General features: G+C 62.4%; 13 protein-coding genes. 6 read left to right on the forward strand and 7 right to left on the reverse strand.

Translation table 11 applies throughout. The features are described 5' to 3' along the window. Nucleotides 1–22: 22 nt before the first annotated feature. The gene (locus N5A93_RS03680) at nucleotides 23–655 is read left to right on the forward strand and encodes an RNA-binding protein (RefSeq protein WP_268953709.1); all 633 of its coding nucleotides are present in this window, start codon (nucleotides 23–25) and stop codon (nucleotides 653–655) included. Then, entirely contained in the window at nucleotides 652–3,153 is a 2,502-nt protein-coding gene (gene infB / locus N5A93_RS03685) for a translation initiation factor IF-2 (protein WP_268953710.1), read from the forward strand. The genes N5A93_RS03680 and infB overlap by 4 nt, the downstream gene beginning before the upstream one ends. Nucleotides 3,154–3,216: 63 nt before the next feature. On the opposite strand, the gene mutT is transcribed toward infB, so the two are convergent. From mutT to N5A93_RS03700, 3 genes are read right to left on the reverse strand one after another with little or no spacing between them, the layout of a single operon-like run. Then, entirely contained in the window at nucleotides 3,217–3,615 is a 399-nt protein-coding gene (gene mutT / locus N5A93_RS03690) for an 8-oxo-dGTP diphosphatase MutT (RefSeq protein WP_268953711.1), read from the reverse strand. After that, nucleotides 3,612–4,841 (reverse strand): bifunctional glutamate N-acetyltransferase/amino-acid acetyltransferase ArgJ, encoded by a 1,230-nt coding sequence (argJ, locus tag N5A93_RS03695; RefSeq protein ID WP_268953712.1) that lies wholly within the window; start codon nucleotides 4,839–4,841, stop codon nucleotides 3,612–3,614. The genes mutT and argJ overlap by 4 nt, the downstream gene beginning before the upstream one ends. A 2-nt stretch (nucleotides 4,842–4,843) precedes the next feature. Then, nucleotides 4,844–5,701, reverse strand: coding sequence for a peptidylprolyl isomerase (locus tag N5A93_RS03700; RefSeq protein ID WP_268953713.1), 858 nt, complete (start codon nucleotides 5,699–5,701; stop codon nucleotides 4,844–4,846). A 187-nt stretch (nucleotides 5,702–5,888) separates the two neighbouring features. Between N5A93_RS03700 and secA the strand changes: the two genes are divergently transcribed. From secA to N5A93_RS03715, 3 genes are all read left to right on the forward strand, one after another. Then, nucleotides 5,889–8,600, forward strand: coding sequence for a preprotein translocase subunit SecA (gene secA / locus N5A93_RS03705; RefSeq protein WP_268953714.1), 2,712 nt, complete (start codon nucleotides 5,889–5,891; stop codon nucleotides 8,598–8,600). 151 nt (nucleotides 8,601–8,751) lie between these two features. Next, complete coding sequence (locus tag N5A93_RS03710) at nucleotides 8,752–9,753, forward strand: hypothetical protein (RefSeq protein ID WP_268953715.1); 1,002 nt, start codon at nucleotides 8,752–8,754, stop codon at nucleotides 9,751–9,753. Nucleotides 9,754–9,777: 24 nt separating this feature from the next. Next, on the forward strand, nucleotides 9,778–11,337 hold the full coding sequence (locus N5A93_RS03715; RefSeq protein WP_268953716.1) for a substrate-binding domain-containing protein: 1,560 nt from the start codon (nucleotides 9,778–9,780) through the stop codon (nucleotides 11,335–11,337). Here the strand turns inward: N5A93_RS03715 and radC are convergent. From radC to dnaK, 3 genes are all read right to left on the reverse strand, one after another. Continuing rightward, a complete protein-coding gene (radC, locus tag N5A93_RS03720) occupies nucleotides 11,334–12,092 on the reverse strand; it encodes a RadC family protein (RefSeq protein WP_268953717.1) in 759 nt (252 codons plus the stop codon). The genes N5A93_RS03715 and radC overlap by 4 nt on opposite strands. 214 nt (nucleotides 12,093–12,306) lie before the next feature. Beyond that, a complete protein-coding gene (gene dnaJ / locus N5A93_RS03725; RefSeq protein WP_268953718.1) occupies nucleotides 12,307–13,473 on the reverse strand; it encodes a molecular chaperone DnaJ in 1,167 nt (388 codons plus the stop codon). A gap of 75 nt (nucleotides 13,474–13,548) precedes the next feature. Continuing rightward, on the reverse strand, nucleotides 13,549–15,465 hold the full coding sequence (dnaK, locus tag N5A93_RS03730) for a molecular chaperone DnaK (RefSeq protein ID WP_268953719.1): 1,917 nt from the start codon (nucleotides 15,463–15,465) through the stop codon (nucleotides 13,549–13,551). Nucleotides 15,466–15,677: 212 nt separating this feature from the next. Here dnaK and N5A93_RS03735 point away from each other — a divergent pair, with 212 nt between their 5' ends. After that, nucleotides 15,678–16,286, forward strand: coding sequence for an alpha-ketoglutarate-dependent dioxygenase AlkB family protein (locus N5A93_RS03735; RefSeq protein WP_268953720.1), 609 nt, complete (start codon nucleotides 15,678–15,680; stop codon nucleotides 16,284–16,286). Between the two features lie 6 nt (nucleotides 16,287–16,292). On the opposite strand, the gene N5A93_RS03740 is transcribed toward N5A93_RS03735, so the two are convergent. Further along, nucleotides 16,293–17,114: an ABC transporter permease gene (locus tag N5A93_RS03740; protein ID WP_268953721.1), complete on the reverse strand. Its 822-nt coding sequence runs from the start codon at nucleotides 17,112–17,114 to the stop codon at nucleotides 16,293–16,295. Between the last annotated feature and the right edge of the window lie 78 nt (nucleotides 17,115–17,192).

Below are 17,192 nucleotides of genomic sequence, written 5' to 3' on the forward strand. Positions count from 1 at the left end.
CGTCAGGCCTCGGGAGCATCGAATGGGTCGCGCAGGGCAACCCAAGGATCGAAGTGACGGTCCCGAACGCAAGTGCATCGCCACGGGCGAAGCGCAACCTGTCAGCGGGCTGATCCGGTTCGTGGTGGGTCCCGAAGGGCAGATTGCACCGGATATCGCGGGCAAGCTGCCGGGGCGGGGCATTTGGGTATCCGCGGATCGTGCCGCGCTTGAGGCGGCGGTGAAGAAGGGGCTTTTTGCCCGAGCCGCCCGCCAGCCGGTGACAGTGCCCGACGATCTTCCGGCGCTGATCGAGCATCAGCTGGAGCAGCGTGTGGTCAACCTCATCAGTCTGGCCCGCAAGGGCGGCAATGCGGTTGCTGGTTATGAGAAGGTCAAGGATTGGCTTTCAAAGGAACAAGCCACCGTTCTGATTCAGGCAAGTGATGGATCGGAACGGGGCAAAACGAAATTAAGCACGCCTCATCGAGGGTCATTCATCGGCTGGCTGACGGCCTCGGAACTCGGGCGGGCCTTCGGGCGACAAACCGCGATCCATGCAGCACTGGGTGCTGGCGGTTTGGCCCAACGTGTTGTAGATGAGGCGGCAAGGTTGAAGGGCCTGCGCGTCTCGAACGGCGAACAGACCCGCCGGAAAGGAAGTAGAACCAGATGAGCGACAACGACGAGAAAAAGACTTTGGGTGTGCGTGGCGGTCCTCGTTCGGGGAACGTGAAGCAGAGCTTCAGCCATGGGCGGACCAAGAACGTCGTCGTGGAAACCAAGCGCAAGCGGGTCGTCAAGCCCAAGACGGGTGGCGCGGCTGCAAGTGGCTCGGAATCGGCGCGCTCGCAGGCGTTTTCTGGCGATTCGGCCAAGCGTCCCGCAGGGATTTCGGATGCCGAACTGGAGCGCCGGATGAAGGCGTTGCAGGCGGCCAAGGGACGTGAGGCCGAAGAGGCCGCGCGCCGCGACGCCGAGGAAAAACAGCGCGAGGAAGAGCGGCAGCGCCGCCGCGAGGAGGCCGAGGCCAAGGAGCGCGAGCAGCGCGAGGCCGAGGAGCGCGCCCGCGCCAAGGCCGAGGAAGAAGAGCGCAAGCGTCAGGATGCCGAGAAGGCAGCCACGCCCGCAGCCGCGCCCGCCGCGCCCGCCGCGCCGCCGGCAGATGATGCCGCACGCGCCCCGGCCAAGCAGCCGCCGCGCAAGCAGGACAAGGTCGAGAAGGACCGCGACCAGAGCCGCGGACGCGGCAAGGGCCGTGACGACGGCGGTCGCCGCGCCGGCAAGCTGACGCTCAATCAGGCGCTGGCCGGTGGTGAAGGTGGCCGTCAGAAATCGCTCGCCGCGATGAAGCGCAAGCAGGAGCGCGCCCGCCAGAAGGCCATGGGCGGCGCCCAGGAGCGCGAAAAGGTTGTGCGTGACGTGCAGTTGCCCGAAACTATCGTGGTATCGGAACTGGCGAACCGCATGGCCGAGCGCGTGGGCGATGTGGTCAAGGCGCTGATGAACAACGGCATGATGGTCACGCAGAACCAGACGATCGACGCCGATACCGCCGAACTCATCATCGAGGAATTCGGCCATCGCGTCGTGCGGGTCAGCGACTCGGACGTGGAAGACGTGATTGCCCAGATCGACGACTCGCCCGACGCTCTGAAGCCGCGTCCCCCGGTGATCACCGTCATGGGCCATGTGGACCACGGCAAGACATCGCTGCTGGACGCGATCCGCGACGCCAAGGTGGTGTCTGGCGAGGCCGGCGGCATTACGCAGCATATCGGCGCCTATCAGGTCACGACCAGCTCCGGCACGCTTTTGACGTTCCTCGACACGCCGGGCCATGCCGCGTTCACCAGTATGCGCGCACGCGGTGCGCAGGTGACCGACATCGTGGTGCTGGTGGTGGCGGCGGATGACGCCGTGATGCCCCAGACCATCGAGGCGATCAATCACGCCAAGGCCGCGCAGGTGCCGATCATCGTCGCGATCAACAAGTGTGACAAGCCGGAGGCGAACCCCGACAAGGTGCGCACCGATCTGTTGCAGCACGAGGTGATCGTCGAGGCGATGTCGGGCGATGTGCAGGATGTCGAGGTGTCGGCGCAGACCGGGCAGGGGCTTGATGAGCTGCTGGAAGCGATCGCGCTGCAATCCGAGATGCTGGAAATTCAGGCGAACCCGAACCGTGCCGCCGAAGGTGCGGTGATCGAGGCGCAGCTTGACGTGGGACGTGGCCCGGTGGCGACCGTTCTGGTGCAGAAGGGCACGCTGAAGCAGGGTGACATCTTTGTCGTCGGCGAACAGTGGGGCAAGGTTCGCGCGCTGATCAACGATCGCGGCGAGCGGGTGAAAACTGCCGGTCCGTCGGTCCCGGTCGAGGTTCTGGGTCTCAACGGCACGCCCGAGGCCGGGGACGTTCTGAACGTCGTCGAAACCGAGGCGCAGGCACGCGAGATCGCCGAATACCGCCAGCAGGCGGCCAAGGAGAAGCGCGCCGCCGCCGGTGCGGGCACCTCGCTGGAGCAACTTCTGGCCAAGGCCAAGGAAGACGAGAACGTCAGCGAATTGCCGATCCTCGTCAAGGCCGACGTGCAGGGCTCCGCCGAGGCCATCGTTCAGGCGATGGAGAAGATCGGCAACGAGGAGGTGCGCGTGCGCGTGCTGCATTCGGGCGTTGGTGCGATCACCGAATCCGATGTGGGCTTGGCCGAGGCATCCGGCGCGCCGGTTCTGGGCTTCAATGTCCGGGCCAACGCACCGGCGCGCAACAGCGCCAACCAGAAGGGCGTGGAAATCCGCTATTACAGCGTGATCTACGATCTTGTGGATGACGTGAAGGCCGCCGCCTCGGGTCTGCTCGGTGCCGAAGTGCGCGAGAACTTCATCGGTTATGCCGAGATCAAGGAAGTCTTCAAGGTCTCCGGCGTCGGCAAGGTGGCGGGCTGTCTTGTCACCGAGGGCATCGCGCGCCGCTCGGCCGGTGTGCGCCTGCTGCGCGACGATGTGGTGATCCACGAAGGCACGCTGAAGACTCTCAAGCGCTTCAAGGACGAAGTGTCCGAGGTCCAGTCCGGTCAGGAATGCGGCATGGCGTTCGAGAACTACGAAGACGTGCGCCCCGGCGACGTGATCGAGATTTTCGAGCGTGAGGAGATCGAGCGCAAGCTCGACTGATCCGCGCCGGAACAGAGACTGATTCAAGGGGCTGCCGCGGCGGCCCCTTTTCATGTTCGCCGCCTATAGCCAGTCGCGCAGGATCGGGATCAGCGGAATGTCGGCGGGTGGCATCGGGTAATCGCGCAATGCGTTCGGGCGCACCCATTTGAGGCTCTGCCCCTCGCGGCCCTGCGGTGTGCCCTGCCATTTGCGACAGGCAAAGAGCGGCATCAGTAGATGAAAATCGGAATAAGCGTGGCTGGCGAAGGTCAGTGGTGCAAGACAGCTGGCCCAGGTGTCGATGCCCAGTTCTTCGTCAAGCTCGCGGATCAATGCGCTTTCGGGCGTTTCGCCCGGTTCAACCTTGCCGCCGGGAAACTCCCACAGCCCGGCCATGGCCTTGCCCTCTGGGCGCTGTGTCAGCAGGATGCGCCCATCCACATCAATCAATGCGACGGCAGACACCAGAACGGTTTTCATGAGCGGTAGTCGGCGTTGATGTCGATATAGCCATGGGTCAGGTCGCAGGTCCAGACCACCGATGTACCGCCGCCAAGGCCCAGATCGACATGGATCGTCAGCTCTTGCTGCTTCATGTAGAGGGCGCCCTCTTCTTCGCGGTAGTCGGGATCGACCCAGCCATCGCGCGCAACTGGGATGTGTCCGAACCAGATGGACAGGGTATCGCGATCCGCCGGCGCGCCGGATTTGCCCACGGCCATCACGATCCGGCCCCAGTTCGGGTCTTCTCCGGCGATGGCGGTCTTGACCAGCGGCGAATTGGCGATCGCCATGGCATGAGTGCGCGCATCTGCATCGCTGGAGGCACCGGTCACCGAAATTTCTACGAATTTCGTGGCGCCTTCGCCGTCGCGCACGACCTGATGCGCAAGGTTCAGCATGACCTGCCGCAGCCCTTCCATGAAGCCCACGCTGTCTTCACTCACACGGATGCCGGAAGCACCGGTTGCGGCGACCAGCAAAGTATCGGAGGTCGAAGTGTCGCCATCAACCGTGATGCAGTTGAATGTGCTGCTGTTGAGGGCCGAGACCATGGATTGCAGTACCGGCTGATCGACCACAGCGTCGGTGAAGATATAGACCAGCATCGTTGCCATGTCGGGTGCGATCATGCCGGACCCTTTGGCGATTCCGGCGATATGAATCTGTTGGCCATCGACCGTGACGTTCGCGCTGGCGCCTTTGGGAAAAGTGTCGGTTGTCATGATGGCGCGGGCGGCGGATTGGATTCCGTCCATCGAGAGAGCGCCCGCAAGATCCTTTAGTTTCGCGGTGATCCGATCATGCGGGAGGGGTTCACCGATTACCCCTGTAGAGGAAGTGAAAATACGCGATTCCGGCAGTTTCAGAGCCTTGCTGGCGGCTTCGGTCACGGCCTTGACGGAGGTCGCGCCATGACGGCCCGTAAAGGCGTTGGCATTGCCTGAGTTGACCAGAAAGGCCGCGCCCGCATCGCTGACGGCACCGATCTTGGCCTCGCAATCCAACACGGCTGAGGAGCGCGTCGAGGAGCGGGTAAAGCACCCGGCGACGGTTGTGCCGGGGCTGAGCGTGGCCAGCATCACGTCATCGCGACCGCTGTATCGCACCCCGGCCTGAACGGTGGCAAAATGCACGCCGCCGATCTTGGGCAGCTTGGGAAAGGATGCCGGGGCAAGCGGCGACAGCGGAGGGGTCGCACCCATTGTCAGTTCTCCAGAATCTCAAGGTTACCGATGCTTTCGGGATCGAATTCGTCGGTGTTGGCGCGTTCGATCTCCGCTTTCTCGGTCAGGGCCGCGACATGGGCGTCGAAGGCTTCTTGCCGCAGGCTGTCTTCGAGTTCGGCGCGCACGTCTTCAAGCGCCGGAACATCGTTGATCCGCGTGTCGTTCAACTTGATCACATGCCAGCCGAACTGCGTCTGAACGGGCTGGGACACATCGCCGGGTTCAAGTGCGGCAACGGAGTCGAAAAAGGATTCGACCATGACGCCGGGGCCGAACCAGCCAAGGTCGCCGCCGCTGCTGGCGGAGGGGCCGGTGGAGTTTTCGCGCGCAAGCGTCGCGAAATCGGCGCCGTCCTCAAGCTGGGCGAGGAGGTCGAGCGCGGTTTCCTCGGTTTCGACAAGGATATGAGAGGCCTTGTATTCGGTCTCGGGTTCGGCGCCGGCATATTGATCCTGATAGGCCGCCTGAATTTGGGCGTCGCTCAACTCGTCGCTCATCACGGTTTCGATCGCTTCGGAGGCGATGATGGCGCGGCGCTCGTTATCGAGCAGAAGCTGGCTGCGGCGCGACAGCTCGCCTTCGAAGTTCTGCATCAACAGGGTCTGTTGGATCAGCTGGTCCAGGATGCCGTTGAACAGGGTCTCGGCAGGAAGCTGGCCGTATTGCGCGGGCAGGCTGGCACGCAGGGCGACCATGTGGCCAAGCGTGATGTCGGTGCCGTTGACGGTGGCCACGACGGTCGCGGGGTCGGGTTTGTCCTGAGCCGCGGCGGGCTGTCCGAGGGCCGTGGCGGCGACCAGTGCGAGAGCCGGGAAAAGGGTGTGACGAATGGCCATGCGGTCCTTCCTTTGCATTGCTGCTTTGGTTGCCGCGCGGTTGCGCGACGTTGACACTCATACGGCGGCCCCTTACATCGGCTCTGGACCAAGAAACCGCCATTCTGTGCCCGTTCTAGGGTGGTGCGGAAGGCGGGGCAAGCAATTGCCTCTCACGGATATGCACAAACACCGGAACGGATAGAATATGCTGGGTATCGGAACTGTCGCCAGAAAGATCTTCGGCACCCCCAATGACCGCAAGATCAAGGCGACCCGCCCGCTGGTCGAACAGATCAACGCGCTGGAACCCGAATTCGAGGCGCTGAGCGACGAGGGGCTGATCGAAAAGACCCAGGCGTTCAGGCAGCGGTTGCAGGATGGCGAGGCGCTGGATGCGCTGTTGCCCGAAGCCTTCGCCAACTGCCGGGAGGCCGCCAAGCGGGCGCTTGGCCTCAGGGCGTTCGATGTGCAGCTGATGGGCGGGATCTTCCTGCATCAGGGCAATATCAGCGAGATGAAGACGGGCGAAGGCAAGACGCTGGTCGCCACCTTCCCCGCTTATCTGAACGCACTGACCGGCGGGAATGTGCATATCGTTACGGTCAACGACTATCTGGCGCGTCGTGACGCCGACTGGATGAGCAAGGTTTACGGTGCCTTGGGATTGAGCACTGGCGTCGTCTATCCCCAGCAGCCCGAGGCCGAGAAGAAGGCCGCGTATGCCGCGGATGTGACCTATGCCACCAATAACGAGCTTGGGTTCGACTATCTGCGCGACAACATGAAGTCCTCGCTCGAGGAAATGAGCCAGCGGGGGCATTTCTATGCCATCGTCGACGAGGTGGACAGCATCCTGATCGACGAGGCGCGCACTCCGCTGATCATCTCCGGCCCGGCGCAGGACCGCAGCGAGCTTTACGTGACCGTGGACAAGCTCATTCCCGAGCTGACCGAAGAGCATTACACGATCGATGAAAAGACCCGCAACGTCACCTTTACCGACGAGGGAAATGAATACCTTGAAGAGATCCTGCACGAGCAGGGTTTGCTGGAGGAGGAGCAGTCCCTTTACGACCCGGAAAGCACGACCATCGTGCACCACGTCAATCAGGGTCTGCGCGCGCACAAGCTGTTCCAGAAGGACAAGGATTATATTGTCCGTGACGGTGAGGTGATGCTGATCGACGAGTTCACCGGCCGTATGATGCAGGGGCGGCGCCTGTCGGATGGCTTGCATCAGGCTATCGAGGCCAAAGAGGGCTGCAACATTCAGCCCGAGAACGTGACACTGGCCAGCGTCACCTTCCAGAACTATTTCCGCCTTTACGACAAGCTGGCAGGCATGACCGGGACCGCCGCCACCGAGGCCGAGGAATTTGCTGAGATTTACGGGCTGGGTGTTGTCGAGGTCCCGACCAACAAGCCGATCGCGCGTCTGGACGAGGACGACGCAGTCTATCGCACCGCGAAGGAGAAGTTCGACGCAATCGTCGAGACGATCCAGGAGGCGCATGAGAAAGGCCAGCCGATCCTGGTGGGCACCACTTCCATCGAGAAGTCCGAGATGCTCAGCGCGCTGCTGACGCAGGCGGGGGTCAAGCACAACGTCCTCAACGCCCGCCAGCACGAGAAAGAGGCGCAGATCGTGGCCGATGCCGGCAAGCTGGGGGCGGTCACGATTGCCACCAACATGGCTGGGCGCGGCACCGACATCAAGCTGGGCGGCAATCTCGATTTCACGATCATGGAGGCTCTGGAGGCCAGTCCCGATGCCGACCCCGAGGAGATCCGCAAACGGATCGAGGCCGAGCATGCAGAGGGCGAACAGGCGGTGAAGGATGCCGGCGGGCTGTTCGTTCTGGCCACCGAGCGCCATGAGAGCCGCCGCATCGACAACCAGTTGCGCGGCCGTTCGGGCCGTCAGGGGGATCCGGGCCGGTCGGCCTTTTTCCTCAGCCTTGAAGACGATCTGATGCGGATTTTCGGTTCGGAGCGTCTGGAAAAGGTGCTGGCGACCTTGGGCATGAAAGAGGGCGAGGCGATTGTCCACCCTTGGGTGAACAAGTCGCTGGAGCGCGCGCAGGCCAAGGTCGAGGGTCGCAACTTTGACATCCGCAAGCAGCTGTTGAAATTCGATGACGTGATGAACGAGCAGCGCAAGGTGATCTTCAAGCAGCGGCTTGATATCATGAAGGCTGCCGATCTGTCCGAAATCGTGCAGGACATGCGCAACGAGGTGATCGACGATCTGGTCGATACCTACATGCCGCCCAAGACCTATGCAGACCAATGGGATACCCAGGGCCTGCATGATGCGGTGGTCGAGCAATTGAACCTGGACCAGCCGATCGCCGAATGGGCCGATGAAGAGGGCGTCGATGACGAAGACATCGTCGAACGCCTTGAGAAGGCCGCCGACGAGATGATGGCGCAGAAGGCCGCCGCCTTTGGCCGCGAGAACATGCGCTCGATCGAAAAGCAGATCCTGCTGCAAACCATCGACGCCAAGTGGCGCGAGCATCTTCTGACGCTGGAGCACCTGCGCAGCGTCGTGGGTTTCCGTGGCTATGCGCAGCGCGACCCGCTCAATGAATACAAGAATGAGTCCTTCCAGCTTTTCGAAACCATGCTGGACAGCCTGCGCCAAGACGTGACCCAGAAGCTCTCGCAGATCCGCCCCATGACCGAAGAAGAGCAACAGGCCATGATGCAAGAGATCACTCAACAGCGCGAGGCGATGGAAGCGGCGGCCAAGACGCAAGGGCCGGACGATTCGTCCCTGGGCGCTGTTGAAGGGGCAGTCGTGCCCGGCTTTGACGAAAATGACCCCGCCACCTGGGGTAATCCGGGCCGAAATCAGCCTTGCCCCTGCGGTTCGGGCAAGAAGTTCAAGCATTGTCACGGTCGCCTCGCCTGAACCGGTGCGCCGGATCAGGCTCTGATACAGGGTATCTTGACGCTGAGGTACGACTCTGCCTCGTCCAATTGACACCGTGAGCGCGCCATAGAGACGCCGCTTTTCCTGACTAGAGTATCGTCACTCTGGCGTGAAATCAGGAGGCGGGACTATGTCCAAGACAAAGCGTATCGCAATGGCAGGCGGCACTTTCATTTGCGCGCTTGGAGCCGGTTTCATTGTGCAGAGCATGGCGGGAACCCCCGATCAGGTCGCCGCGTCACCTGTCGAGCTGTCGGTTGCGAATACCGATGAGGACGCGCCGCTTCCCGTGACCAACATCGTCTCCACCTCGGCACCGGTCCCGCCGCAATTCGCCCCACAACCGGCGCCCTTGCCGAGCGCGCCTGTCGCGCGCGCAGAGATTGTCCCTGCGGCGTTCGACGAGCGGCCTGTCACGGCGCTGCCCGCAGAAGAGCCTGCACCAGCATTTTCCTGCGAGACGTTGCTAGAGGCCAAACCTGTTGCCGCGGCCATGGTGGAGCTGACCTTGAATGCGCCCTGCATGGCGAATGAACGCTTTACGCTTCATCATCATGGCATGATGTTCACCCAAGCCACAGATGAGGATGGACAGAAACGCCTGGTCGTTCCTGCGCTGACGCAAAGCGCGGTCTACATGGTATCCTTCACGAATGGCGAAGGCGCGGTTGCGTCCGCTGTCGTGACGTCGACGGATTACTATGATCGCGTCGTCGTTCAATGGCAGGGGCAGAGCGGCTTGCAGATTCACGCGCTGGAATATGGTGCGGGATATGGCGATGAGGGGCATGTCTGGGCAGAGGCTCCGCGTGACATGGCCGCCGCCGCCCAAGGTGAGGGCGGGTTCGTGACTCGCCACGGTCTGAACGGGCTGGGCAAGGCACAAATGGCCGAGGTGTACACCTTTCCCGTCGGGTTGACCGAGCGTGAGGGCGATGTCGTGCTGAGCGTCGAGGCCGAAGTGACACAGCAGAATTGCGGCCGTGATATAGAGGCACAGACCATCGAGATTTCAGCCGGTGGGAAACCCTTGGTGCAGGATCTTGTTCTTGCCCTGCCGGGCTGCGACGCCACAGGCGATTTTCTGGTGTTGAAAAACCTCGTCAATGACCTGAAGATCGCGCGGAAGTAATCCGCAGCAATCGGGGGGCGACTGATGCCATTTGTGCGTGCGGCGATCATCGCCGCACTATGTGTTTTTGCCTGGGCCCCGCCCGTTGTCGCGCAGGATGTGACCCTGACCTCGCGCGACGGCGATGTCGAGATTTCGGGAAACCTTCTTGGGTATGACGGCGAGTTCTACCGCGTCGACACTGTCTATGGGGAGCTGACGGTGGACGGATCCGGGGTGCTGTGTGAAGGGCCGGGATGCCCGAACCTTGAGAATTACGTTGCACGTGTGACGCTGTCTGGCGCGCCGGTGATCGGGCGCGTGCTGATGCCTGCGCTGCTGGAAGCCTTTGCCATTCGCCACGAGTATGACCTTGAACGCACGGATCTGGATGGACGCCAGATCCGGTTTTCGCTGACCGAGTCCCGGTCGGGCGCGCTGCTCGGGGAGTTCACACTCAGGCTCTCGAATACCGATGAGGGTTTTGCTGACCTTCTGGCCAACGAGGCGGATATGGTGATGTCACTGCGCGAGGTGCGCCGGTCCGAGCGCACGCATGCGCGCGCGGCGGGCATGGGCGATCTGGCGGCAAGCGGGCGCAGCCGGATCGTGGCGCTGGATGCGCTGGTGCCGGTGGTTGCCGCCAGCAACCCGGTGCAGGGGATTACGACACCGCAGCTCGCGCAGGTCTTGTCCGGCGAGATTTCCAACTGGTCCGAACTGGGCGGGCCGGACGCGCCGATAACGGTGCATGTGGTCAGTGAACGGTCAGGGCTGGGGCAGGCGACGGTGGATCGGTTGCTGAGCCCGGTGGGAGCGACCCTGATCGATCAGGCAAAGCGGCATGAAGACGGTTTGGCGTTGGTCGAGGCGCTTGAACGCGATCCGTTCGGCCTCGGCGTGACCAGCCGTTCGGAGACGGGCAACACATGGGAACTGGCGCTGGAGGGCACCTGCGGGTTTTCGCTCAGGGCGACGCGCCGCGCGGTCAAGACCGAGGACTACCCTCTGACGGCGCCGCTGTTCCTTTACTTGCCCACGCGCCGTTTTCCCCGGCTTGTGCGCGATTTCCTGACCTATCTGCGCGACCCGTCGGCGCAGCTGGTGGTGCGCCGGGCCGGGTTCGTGGACCAGGCCCCCGAGGAGATCGTGATCAACGCCCAAGGGGACCGTTTTGCGAATGCCATAGCGCAGGCGGGCGATGAGGTGGATCTGGCGGAGCTACAGCGCATGGTCCGGGTGTTGTCGCCGCTGAAGCGGCTGACGACGACTTTTCGATTCGAGGCCGGATCAGTGCGCCTGGATGCGCAGTCGCGCTCGAATGTGCAACAGTTGGCACGCTCGATGGAGATCGGGGTCTATGACGCCAGACGGATTGTTTTCGTTGGGTTCAGCGATGGTGAAGGGGCTGCCGAGAGCAATCGCAAGATTGCCATGCGCCGGGCGGAGGCGGTGCGCAGCGCGGTGAGCGATGCGGCCGAGACGGCGAACCTGTCGCGGATCGCGATCGAGACAGAGGCGTTTGGCGAGGCCATGCCGATGGCGTGCGATGACAGCGAGTGGGGCCGACAGGTCAACCGGCGTGTGGAGGTCTGGGTGCGCTAGAGATAGCCGGCTGAACGAAAGCTGAGTTCGCAGGATTTGCCGATGATGATGTGGTCGTGCAGCGTGATGCCGAGGGCGTCCGCGGCGGCCTGAACGCGGGTGGTCATGGCGATATCGGACTCGGATGGTGTGGGATCGCCCGAGGGGTGATTATGCACCATAATCAAGGCACTGGCGTTCAGCTGAAGGGCGCGTTTCACGACCTCGCGGGGGTAGACCGGGACGTGATCTACAGTGCCGCTGGCCTGTGCTTCGTCGGCGATCAGGATGTTCTTGCGATCGAGGTAGAACACCCGGAACTGTTCGGTCTCGCGATGCGCCATCGTGGTGTGGCAATAGTCCAGCAGGGCATCCCAGGACGAGATCACCTGCCGCTGCATGACCCGCGCGCGTGACAGGCGGTGCGCCGCCGCCTCAACGATCTTGAGCTCGCATATCACGGCGTCGCCGATGCCCGACACCTCTTGCAGCTGATGGATCGGCGCCGAGAGGATGTGGTTGAAATCCCCAAACTTATCAATGAGTTCACGCGCCAGAGGCTTGACGTCACGGCGGGGAATAGCCCGGAACAGGACGAGTTCCAGCAGCTCGTAATCGGGCATGGCGGCGGCGCCGCCGGTGAGGAAGCGTTCGCGAAGGCGTCGGCGGTGATCGCGGATATAGGAGGGCAGTCGCGCTGTGGCTGGCGCGGCCGGGGCCGGTTCGGCGCCGAAGAGCGGCAAGGTCATTTCAGAGAATGCGTGCGGGTCGGACATGCGAAAGAGCCTGCCCGCAGAGAGTTAGAAAAAGGTTAACGAAGCCCTGAATCCGGCTTCGGTATCACGTCGGTATCATGTCGGTATCGTGTCGGTATGTCGGGCATTAACGATTTGCCGCGGCACAAAGAAAAAAGGGCGCACCACCGGTGCGCCCTTCTGGCCTGAATATTGAGACGAAATCAGCGACGGCGGCGGGCGCCGTCGGCTTGGTTCAGCCCTTCATGCCGTCCCAGAAACTTTTCACGGAGGAAAAGAAGCTTTTGCTTTCGGGGTTGTTGTCCTCGGAGAGCGAATCGAACTCGCGCAGAATCTCTTTCTGGCGGCTGGTCAGGTTAACAGGGGTTTCCACGGCCAGTTCGATGAACATGTCGCCATGACCACCACCGCGCAGCGAGGGCATGCCCTTGTTGCGTAGTCGCATCTGACGGCCCGATTGCGACCCGCCGGGGATCTTCACGCGCGAGCGGCCACCGTCAATGGTGGGCACCTCTATATCGCCGCCAAGGGCGGCGTCGGTCATCGACACGGGCACGCGGCAGAAGAGGTTGTTATCCTCACGCTCGAATATGTCGTGCTTTGCGACCTCGATGAAGATGTAGAGGTCGCCCGCAGGACCGCCGCGCATTCCGGCCTCGCCTTCGCCGGCAAGGCGAATCCGGGTGCCGGTTTCGACGCCCGCCGGGATATTGACGTTGAGCGCGCGATCCTTTTCGACGCGGCCCTGGCCATGGCAGCTCTTGCAGGGGTTCTTGATGATCTGGCCCAGCCCCGAACAGGTGGGGCAGGTGCGTTCGACCGTGAAGAAACCCTGCTGCGCGCGCACCTTGCCCATGCCCGAACAGGTGGGGCATGTGGTGGGCTCGGAGCCGCCCTCGGCGCCGGTGCCGCTGCAGGCGTCGCAGGCGACGGATGTCGGCACGTTGATGGTTTTCTGGATGCCGGTATAGGCGTCTTCGAGGGTGACACGCAGATTGTAGCGCAGATCAGAGCCGCGCGAGGCGCGCTGCCGCCCGGCGCCTGCGCGCCCGCCGCCCATGAAATCGCCGAACAGGTCGTCGAACACATCCGAAAAGGCCGAGGCGAAATCGCCCTGACCCTGGGCGCCGCCAAAGCCGCCGCCCGGACGCGGGCCGCCACCGCCGCCCATGCCGCCTTCGAATGCGGCGTGGCCGAACCTGTCATAGGCGGCTTTCTTTTCCGGGTCCTTCAGGACGTCATAGGCTTCGCCAGCTTCCTTGAACTGGGATTCGGCGTTAGGGTTGTCGTTGTTGCGGTCGGGGTGAAGTTCCTTCGCCTTGGTGCGATAGGCCTTCTTTATTTCATCCGCCGACGCGCCCCGTGATACGCCGAGCACTTCGTAATAGTCGCGTTTGGCCATCGGGGATCTCCTTTTGCTGGAACACGCAGGGCCGGCCCAAAAATCGGACCGGCCCTTTTGGTCCCGTCAGGTGCCTTACGAACGCTTGTCGTCGTCAAGATCCTCGAAGTCGGCGTCGACGATATCATCGTCGCCCGAACCGCCCTGATCAGCGGCACTGGGCTCACCTTCGCCTTCCTCGGTCTGGGCCTTGTAGATCGCCTCGCCCAGTTTCATGGCGGCCTCGGTGACATTCTGGATGCCCGCCTTGACCTTTTCGGCGGTCACGTCGTCTTTCTCGAGGTCGTCCTTGAGGGCGGCGACAGCCAGTTCGATCGCCTCGACGGTGGTCGGGTCGACCTTGTCGGCGTGCTCTTCCAGCGACTTCTCGGTCGAATGAATCAGGCTTTCGGCCTGGTTCTTAGATTCGATCAGCTCGCGGCGCGCCTTGTCGGATTCGGCGTTCTCCTCGGCTTCCTTGACCATCTTCTCGATGTCTTCCTCGGTCAGGCCGCCCGACGCCTGGATCGTGATCTTCTGTTCCTTGTTGGTGCCCTTGTCCTTGGCCGAAACAGAGACGATGCCGTTGGCGTCGATGTCGAATGTCACCTCGATCTGGGGCATGCCGCGCGGTGCGGGCGGAATGTTTTCAAGGTTGAACTGACCCAGAAGCTTGTTATCGGCCGCCATTTCACGTTCGCCCTGGAAGACGCGGATCGTCACGGCGCTCTGGTTGTCCTCGGCGGTCGAGAAAATCTGCGACTTGTTGGTCGGGATCGTCGTGTTGCGGTCGATCAGGCGGGTGAAGACACCGCCAAGCGTTTCGATGCCAAGGGACAGCGGTGTCACGTCAAGCAGCACCACGTCCTTGACGTCGCCTTGCAGCACGCCGGCCTGAATGGCTGCGCCCATTGCGACGACCTCATCGGGGTTCACGCCCTTGTGGGGTTCCTTGCCGAAGAACTTGGTCACTTCCTCGACAACCTTGGGCATGCGGGTCATGCCGCCGACGAGGACGATCTCGTCAACCTCGCCAGCAGAGATGCCGGCATCCTTGAGGGCCGCGGCGCAGGGCTTCATCGAGGCTTTGATCAGGTCGCCCACCAGGCTTTCAAGCTTGGCACGGGTCAGTTTCATGACCATGTGCAGCGGCTGACCGTCCGAGCCCATCGAGATGAATGGCTGGTTGATCTCGGTCTGTGAGCTGCTGGACAGTTCGATCTTGGCTTTCTCGGCGGCCTCTTTCAGGCGCTGGAGAGCCATCTTGTCCTTGGTCAGGTCGACGCCGTGCTCTTTCTTGAACTCGTCGGCCAGGTAGTTGACGATTCGCATGTCGAAGTCTTCACCGCCAAGGAAGGTGTCGCCGTTGGTGGCCTTCACCTCGAACAGGCCGTCGTCGATCTCGAGGATGGTCACGTCGAAGGTGCCGCCGCCAAGGTCATAGACCGCGATGGTCTGGGTTTCCTTCTTGTCGAGACCGTAGGCCAGCGCGGCGGCCGTCGGCTCGTTGATGATGCGCAGCACCTCGAGGCCGGCGATCTTGCCGGCGTCCTTGGTCGCCTGACGCTGAGCGTCGTTGAAATAGGCCGGAACGGTGATGACCGCCTGGGTCACTTCCTCGCCCAGATAGCTTTCTGCGGTTTCCTTCATCTTGCCGAGGATGAAGGCAGAAATCTGCGAGGGGCTGTATTTTTCGCCGCGGGCCTCGACCCAGGCGTCGCCGTTGCCGCCGTCGATGACGTTGAACGGCATGTTCTTCTTGTCCTTGGCCAGGTCGCTGTCGTCGACGCGACGGCCGATCAGGCGCTTGACGCCGAAGATGGTGTTCTCGGGGTTGGTCACGGCCTGGCGCTTGGCGGGCTGACCGACAAGGCGTTCGCCTTCGGCGAAGGCCACGATCGAGGGCGTCGTGCGGGCGCCTTCGGAGTTTTCGATGACGCGGGCTTGGCTGCCGTCCATGATGGCGACGCAGCTGTTGGTGGTTCCGAGGTCAATACCAATGACTTTGGACATGTTTTTCGATCCCTTCTCTATTAAGGCGATGTTCCGGACGCCCGACCCGTTCTGGCACCGGGCCTCCGATCTTGGAGCGGGCCACGGCAGGCCATGGTCCGCGCTTTGCGGGTATATAGGCAGGCGGAACTGGCCCTGCAAGCGGCCCGGAGGGGTGGAATTCGGGATTCTGTGTTTAATTCAAGGGAAGAGCTGTCCGAGAGGGGTGCAACATGACGGAACCGACGCTGATGGTGCGGGGGGTGGAGATCTACAAGGGCGCGCTGGATCGGGCGACGCAGGAAGCCCTGGTCACGGCCCTGCGCGAGGTGGTGCGCCGCGCGCCGTTGTTTTCACCGATGACGCCCTATGGCAAGGCGATGACGGTCCGGATGACATCGGCGGGGCGCTATGGGTGGTATGCCGACCGCAAGGGATACCGCTATGAGCCGCGCCACCCGGACGGGCAGGACTGGCCGCCGATCCCCGAGGAGGTGCTGAGGATCTGGCGCGATCTGGTGAGTGATGCGCGGCTGCCGGATTGCTGTCTTGTGAATGTTTATCGCGACGGCGCGAAGATGGGGATGCACCAGGACCGTGACGAGGCTGATTTCGGCTGGCCGGTATTGTCGGTGTCGCTGGGGGATTCCGCGCTGTTCCGGATCGGCAACACCACAAGGGGCGGCAAGACCGAATCACTTTGGCTGGAGTCGGGCGACGTGGTGGTGATGGGGGGCGATGCGCGACTGGTCTATCACGGGGTCGACCGTATCAGGCCCGGTTCCTCGGCGCTGCTGGAGGGCGGAGGGCGGATCAACCTGACGCTCAGGGTCGTGGATTGAGCGCGCTCAGCGCCGGGATTCCCAGCTTTTGGATGCATATTGGCGGGTATAGAATTCGCCCATCATGCCGAGAAGCAGAAGCACCACCGCGACGGTGAGGGGGTATTCCAACGATGAGTTGCGCGGGAAGTAGTTGATGAAGGTGAAGCCGCGACACTGGTCGATGGCGTGAAAAAGCGGGTTCCAGTCGAACATCGAGAGCATGAAGGGTGGCAGCGAATTGGCGACGAACATCTTGCCCGAGGCGATCATGTTGGCACGCTGGTAGATGGTGGTGAAGATCGAGACGAAACCCGGCGCCCAGGGTTTGATCGCCAGAAGAACAAGCCCGATCGAGACGCCCGTGAACCAGGCGAGGAGCAGCATTGCGAAGGCCCCGATCGGCTCCGCGATCTCGAACGGGGTGAACCCGACATGATAGACGAACAGGATCACGAACATCGACAGCACCTGGATATAAAGCGAACCGAGCGCCGCCGCCGTCACGGATATGATCGTGTTCATCGGCGCGTGCTGCATCATCGGTGAGGATGGCCCCTCGGCGCCGACGACGGCGCCAAGCGCCTTGATGTGGGTCAGGAACAGGAAAATCCCCGTCATCATGTAGAGCAGGAAGTCGCCGCGAATGCGGGCGCTTTTCAGGCCGAGCGCCCAGAACATGATGTAGAAGGCGAGAACGAAAATGACGGCTGTCAGGATGTTGTTGAACAGCGCCATGAACGCATTGCCATGCGACTTGCGAACAGACCGGACCGTCGCATGATATACAAGCTCCGCAATCGCTAAGGCCGATTGCAGGCCACTTCTGGACGTGACTTTGTGAAACATCTAACCGCCGCTGACCGCCTGTTGATTTCTCGCACGGATTTCTTGCCGTCCCGTTAGCAGCGTATCATAAGGGGCGGC

This window comes from Roseovarius salincola (assembly GCF_026891095.1).
GTDB lineage: Bacteria > Pseudomonadota > Alphaproteobacteria > Rhodobacterales > Rhodobacteraceae > Roseovarius > Roseovarius salincola.

Bases quoted from the DNA above. Each gene is read 5' to 3' on its own strand.
- infB (WP_268953710.1), top strand. From the start codon at position 652: ATGAGCGACAACGACGAGAAAAAGACTTTGGGTGTGCGTGGCGGTCCT.
- N5A93_RS03735 (WP_268953720.1), top strand. From the start codon at position 15,678: ATGACGGAACCGACGCTGATGGTGCGGGGGGTGGAGATCTACAAGGGC.
- N5A93_RS03710 (WP_268953715.1), top strand. From the start codon at position 8,752: ATGTCCAAGACAAAGCGTATCGCAATGGCAGGCGGCACTTTCATTTGC.
- N5A93_RS03700 (WP_268953713.1), bottom strand. From the start codon at position 5,701: ATGGCCATTCGTCACACCCTTTTCCCGGCTCTCGCACTGGTCGCCGCC.
- N5A93_RS03740 (WP_268953721.1), bottom strand. From the start codon at position 17,114: ATGTTTCACAAAGTCACGTCCAGAAGTGGCCTGCAATCGGCCTTAGCG.
- mutT (WP_268953711.1), bottom strand. From the start codon at position 3,615: ATGAAAACCGTTCTGGTGTCTGCCGTCGCATTGATTGATGTGGATGGG.
- dnaK (WP_268953719.1), bottom strand. From the start codon at position 15,465: ATGTCCAAAGTCATTGGTATTGACCTCGGAACCACCAACAGCTGCGTC.
- argJ (WP_268953712.1), bottom strand. From the start codon at position 4,841: ATGGGTGCGACCCCTCCGCTGTCGCCGCTTGCCCCGGCATCCTTTCCC.
- dnaJ (WP_268953718.1), bottom strand. From the start codon at position 13,473: ATGGCCAAACGCGACTATTACGAAGTGCTCGGCGTATCACGGGGCGCG.
- N5A93_RS03715 (WP_268953716.1), top strand. From the start codon at position 9,778: ATGCCATTTGTGCGTGCGGCGATCATCGCCGCACTATGTGTTTTTGCC.
- radC (WP_268953717.1), bottom strand. From the start codon at position 12,092: ATGTCCGACCCGCACGCATTCTCTGAAATGACCTTGCCGCTCTTCGGC.
- N5A93_RS03680 (WP_268953709.1), top strand. From the start codon at position 23: ATGGGTCGCGCAGGGCAACCCAAGGATCGAAGTGACGGTCCCGAACGC.
- secA (WP_268953714.1), top strand. From the start codon at position 5,889: ATGCTGGGTATCGGAACTGTCGCCAGAAAGATCTTCGGCACCCCCAAT.